This window comes from Candidatus Cloacimonadota bacterium, assembly GCA_011372345.1.
GTDB lineage: Bacteria > Cloacimonadota > Cloacimonadia > Cloacimonadales > TCS61 > DRTC01.
On the sequence record DRTC01000112.1, the window covers coordinates 1 to 4552 of the forward strand.

At 34.7% G+C, this 4552-nt stretch carries 4 protein-coding genes; all 4 read right to left on the reverse strand.

Annotated elements, in window-relative coordinates:
- Positions 1-214 (reverse strand): hypothetical protein (locus ENL20_02080; GenBank protein HHE37343.1); only part of this gene is annotated, 214 nt, incomplete at its 3' end.
- Between the two features lie 274 nt (positions 215-488).
- A complete protein-coding gene (locus ENL20_02085) occupies positions 489-1832 on the reverse strand; it encodes a sigma-54-dependent Fis family transcriptional regulator (GenBank protein ID HHE37344.1) in 1344 nt (447 codons plus the stop codon).
- 7 nt (positions 1833-1839) lie between these two features.
- A complete protein-coding gene (locus tag ENL20_02090) occupies positions 1840-3747 on the reverse strand; it encodes a HAMP domain-containing protein (protein HHE37345.1) in 1908 nt (635 codons plus the stop codon).
- Positions 3748-3828: 81 nt separating this feature from the next.
- The gene (locus ENL20_02095; GenBank protein ID HHE37346.1) at positions 3829-4347 is read right to left on the reverse strand and encodes a hypothetical protein; all 519 of its coding nucleotides are present in this window, start codon (positions 4345-4347) and stop codon (positions 3829-3831) included.
- Between the last annotated feature and the right edge of the window lie 205 nt (positions 4348-4552).

The following is a 4552-nucleotide window of genomic DNA, read 5'->3' on the forward strand; positions in this document are numbered from 1 at the left end:
ATATTATATAGCAGATTCCACATTCAAGACATTTTTCTTTATTTGAATATTTAGGAAATCCATCTTCTCCAATTTCCAAAGCATTAATTCCATTTGCACTGCAAAAGGATACACATCCTCCACATCTATTGCATAAGTCTTTCCTGACTACTTCTGCAAGTAAATATTCAAAACTAATAATAGTATTCGATTGCATTTTAAATCTCCTGATCATAACTGATTATCTTAACATTTAATCAACTTATCGTAATCTCAATGAATCCTGTTTCCTTATCCACTGATACAAACTCAATCATAACAAAGATTGAGTAGATTTTTACTTACATTTCAAGATATAAGCAGATTTTATACCAAATAATTAAGACTAAAAAAGGAGATGTTCTATCCTTTTACTGAAATTGGAATTACGAAGATTTTTCGATGGTTTATAATTCTATTTTTTTTTCTTTAAGCAAAAAAGTGGGGATGTTATCATCAAGTTTGGGGAATTATTCCCCAGTGGTTATTTTATATTTCTCGATTTTCAATCTAAGAGTTTTTCTATCAATTTTTAAGAGTTGAGCGGTTTTACTTTTATTCCAATTGCATTCATTCAGAATTTTCAGAATATGTTCTTTTTCCATTAGAGCCAGAGAACCTGATCGATTTGGAGAAGAGCCAAAGGAATAATGAATAATATCTGTAGGTTCGATGATGTCGGTTTTAGCCAACACGACGGATCTTTCGATCGTGTTTTGTAATTCCCTGATATTCCCGGGCCAATCATATTCGATAAGAGCTTTCATTGTTGCTTGAGAAATGGACTTTATTTTTTTGTTTCTTTTCTTATTATATTTTTTAAGGAAATAATTCGCTAAAATCGGAATATCATCTTTGCGTACTCGCAGAGATGGTAAATTGAAGGGAATTACAGCCAGACGATAAAACAGGTCTTCCCGGAAAGAACCATCACCAACTGCTTTCACGAGATTGATATTGGTTGCCGAGATGATCCTGACATCTATCTTTATAGTCTGTGTTCCGCCGACTTTAGTAATCTCACTTTCCTGGATTGCTCGTAATAACTTTGCCTGGATATTTGTACTGATATTACCAATCTCATCAAAAAATAGAGTGCCGGTATTTGCCAGTTCAAATTTTCCATGCCTGGAACTGATCGCTCCGGTAAAAGAACCTTTCACATGACCGAACAACTCACTCTCGAACAAATTTTCCACTAAACTTCCGCAATCGACAGTAACAAAAGGTTTATCTCTTCTCGAACTGTTTTGATGGATTGCTCTCGCTACCAATTCTTTCCCGGTTCCACTTTCTCCGCTGATCAGAACAGTGCTATCTGTCGGACCAACTTTCTTTATCAACTGTTTGATCTTGATCATAGGTTCGCTGTTTCCAATCAGTTCGTCCATCCCAATGTACGAATTTAACTGCTCCCGCAAGTAAATATTCTCTAATAATAATTTTCTTTTTTCCACCATTCTTTTTATAATAATTCTTAATGCTTCAGGAGTAAACGGTTTGGGCAGGAAATCACTTGCTCCGATTTTCATAGCTTCAACTGCGGATTCGATGGTAGCATAACCTGTAATAATTACTACTACTGTTTCCGGATAATTGTCCCGAATTTTTTTTAGAACTTCCATCCCGTTCATACCAGGCATTTTCAAATCGAGAATAACAATATCAAAGACTTTCTTTTTCAGCAGTTCCAGACCCTTTTTACCATTTTCTGCTTCTTTAACTATATATTTACTGCGGATCAGTGTCTGTTTACAACCATCCCGCAAATGCTTATCATCATCAATAATCAGGATATTGAAATTTTTATCCATTTTGCTCCTAGATCGGAAGACTGATCGTAAATGTCGATCCTTTTCTTAACTTGCTTTGAACTTTGATATTTCCCTTATGTTTTTTGATAATCCCATAACTTATGGAAAGACCGAGTCCTGTTCCGTGTCCGTCTTCTCTGGCTGAAAAGAAAGGTTCAAAAAGTCTTTTAATATCTTCTTTTGAAATTCCACATCCCGTATCTGAAAATTTAATTTCAACAAACTCTTTATCTGCGGAAAGATCAGTTTCAATTTTCAATTCTCCTTTTCCGTTCATAGACTCGACTGCATTTAATAAGATGTTCAAAAAAACTTGTTGAATTTTTGCTTTATCAAATAAAATTTCAGGAATTTTCGGATTAAAATTCTTGATGATATGAACATTCTGGAACAGGGATTGATTTTGAACTAAAGATAGTACATTTTCAACAACAAGATGAATATCATATATTTGCATTTCTGTTTTGGTCGCTCGGGAAAAATCGAGAAGACCTCTGACGATTTCTTTGCAGCGGGTAGTTTGCTCCACAATATTTTGCAGGTTCTCTTTCATCTGGTTGTTTTCTTCAATATCTTCTAATAAGAGATTACTGTAGATCAAGATGCTTCCGAGAGGATTATTTATTTCATGAGCAACCCCGGCAGCGAGTTGCCCGACAATCGCCAATCTTTCGGATTCCATGATCTTCTTCTGGGTAAATTCCTTTAATTGCTGGTCTCTTTTTTTGATCGATTTTGCCATCAGATTAAAAGTAGTTGCTAATTCTCCGATTTCATCCTTCGATTGAATTTCGACATGCTGATCCAAATTTCCGGAAGCCAGAGTGCTGGAAGCAGAAACAAGATATTTTATTTGTTTGACGATACTGTTTCCTAAAAAATAAGAAATAATAAAAGAGAAAATAATACCGATAAAAGTGATTCCCAGGAATGTCCATAAAGTCCTGTTTCTCATATCCGTGAATTCTTCTTCTAAAATACCAACATACAAAATGCCAATAATTTTATCGTTAATATTTTTAATCGGTTCATAAGCGGTTATATACCAATCATTGACCACAAATGCTCGATCAATCCAGGGATTTCCTTTTAAAACAACCTGGTTATAGACTTCTTCGGACACCCTGGTGCCTATTGCTCTTTCTCCGTCTCTTGTACAAACATTGGTTGAAATTCTGAGATCATCAAGGAAAATTGTCGCTGTTCCAATATCCTTTCCTTTGTAGGTTTCTCCTCGATACACAATATCTTTGATCTTATCTACGATCTCATAATTCTGATTTAAGAGGATTCCACCGTACAAAATTCCGATCAAATTCCCATCATAATCAAAAATCGGAGCAGCAGCCTTGATCATCATCCCGCAAGTTCCTTCCTGATCGTTACATTCCTTTGCTTTTGGAGTCCGGACAAATTCGATACAGGCAATATTTGCCAGTTCTTCACTTTCTAGAGATAACTTTGTTTTATCGATCACCTGAGTCGCAGCAATTTCTTTTTTCTCCTCGATCACTTTTTTGAGAATATTATCGTGAGCTTGATCATCTCCAATCTTATCCGGATTTTTAACTCGCAAAATAACTTTTCCATCCTTATCTGTCAGGGTTAAAAAATCAAGGTTTTCGTTTTCACTGATCTCTTTTAAGTCTGCTTTTAAAGATTTAATATCATTGTGCAAAAACGCATTTTTGATGAAATATCTTAAAGCAGTTAAACGAATGCTGGTTTTAACTTCCCTGATCTTTTCCAGATAAATTTCCCGGGCTGTATTCAAATCCAGTCTGACTTTTTTTTGAGCTTGTTCAACGATCCTGTCTCCGATCAGGTGAGTTCCTACAATTGTCGAGATCATACCGGTAATAATGATTATTAATAAAAAAAATAGGATTAATTTTAACTTTATCGATATTTTCATGATATAATCACTTTTTTGGACAAATCCTGAAGGTTTGTTCTTATTTTTGGGGAGGTTAGGGTGAAGTTCAACAGGAGTTTTTTATAATGGTGCTTTCAGCAGTCGAATATCATCGATCCAGGCTGTTCCCGTTCCTTCGATAACAAGATTCAATTTGATATTATCAGGATTTTCTCCTTTTTTCAGGAAAAAGAAAGTTTCCCTCGATGACCAGTCATTTGTTCCTGTTAGAAAAGACTGGAGATTCCTGGAAAAATATTCACCTTGTCCTTCAAAATGACACCACATTTCCAGAAAGACTTTTCCTTTGATATTCTCTGTTCTGATCTTTGCTTCATAGCTCAAGCGAGTATTTTCAACATCGATATCTCCGGTCTCGTAAAGATTAATAATTGTCGGTTCAATAGCTGTAATTTTCAAGGAACCTTTTCCATCTTCAGACACCTCCTGATCAAAAGCAATTCCGGTTTGAGTAATTATTCCATCAAGATCGTTTACCGGATAATTTTTCAGTAAGATTGTTTGTCCTGTCTTCCTTGAGCATCCGCTGATCAACAGAAGTAGAAACAGAAATAAACTAAATTGTTTTATTCTTTTCATGTTCAGCTCCTTTTTCAATAATTTTCATTGATGATTGCATTTTAAAACTGAATAAATTTGTAAAGGAGAAAATAAAATTTATCCATCCTGACATTTATGATGATTAACAATCATAAAACAAGCATACCCCCAAAATTTGTAGAAATAAGAATTCTAACTTTATGAATCGAAAGAATATAAGAAGATTAATTGCCTTGAAAATTAC

Coding starts and splice junctions, on each gene's coding strand:
- ENL20_02090 (HHE37345.1), bottom strand. CDS start 3,747: ATGAAAATATCGATAAAGTTAAAATTAATCCTATTTTTTTTATTAATA.
- ENL20_02085 (HHE37344.1), bottom strand. CDS start 1,832: ATGGATAAAAATTTCAATATCCTGATTATTGATGATGATAAGCATTTG.
- ENL20_02095 (HHE37346.1), bottom strand. CDS start 4,347: ATGAAAAGAATAAAACAATTTAGTTTATTTCTGTTTCTACTTCTGTTG.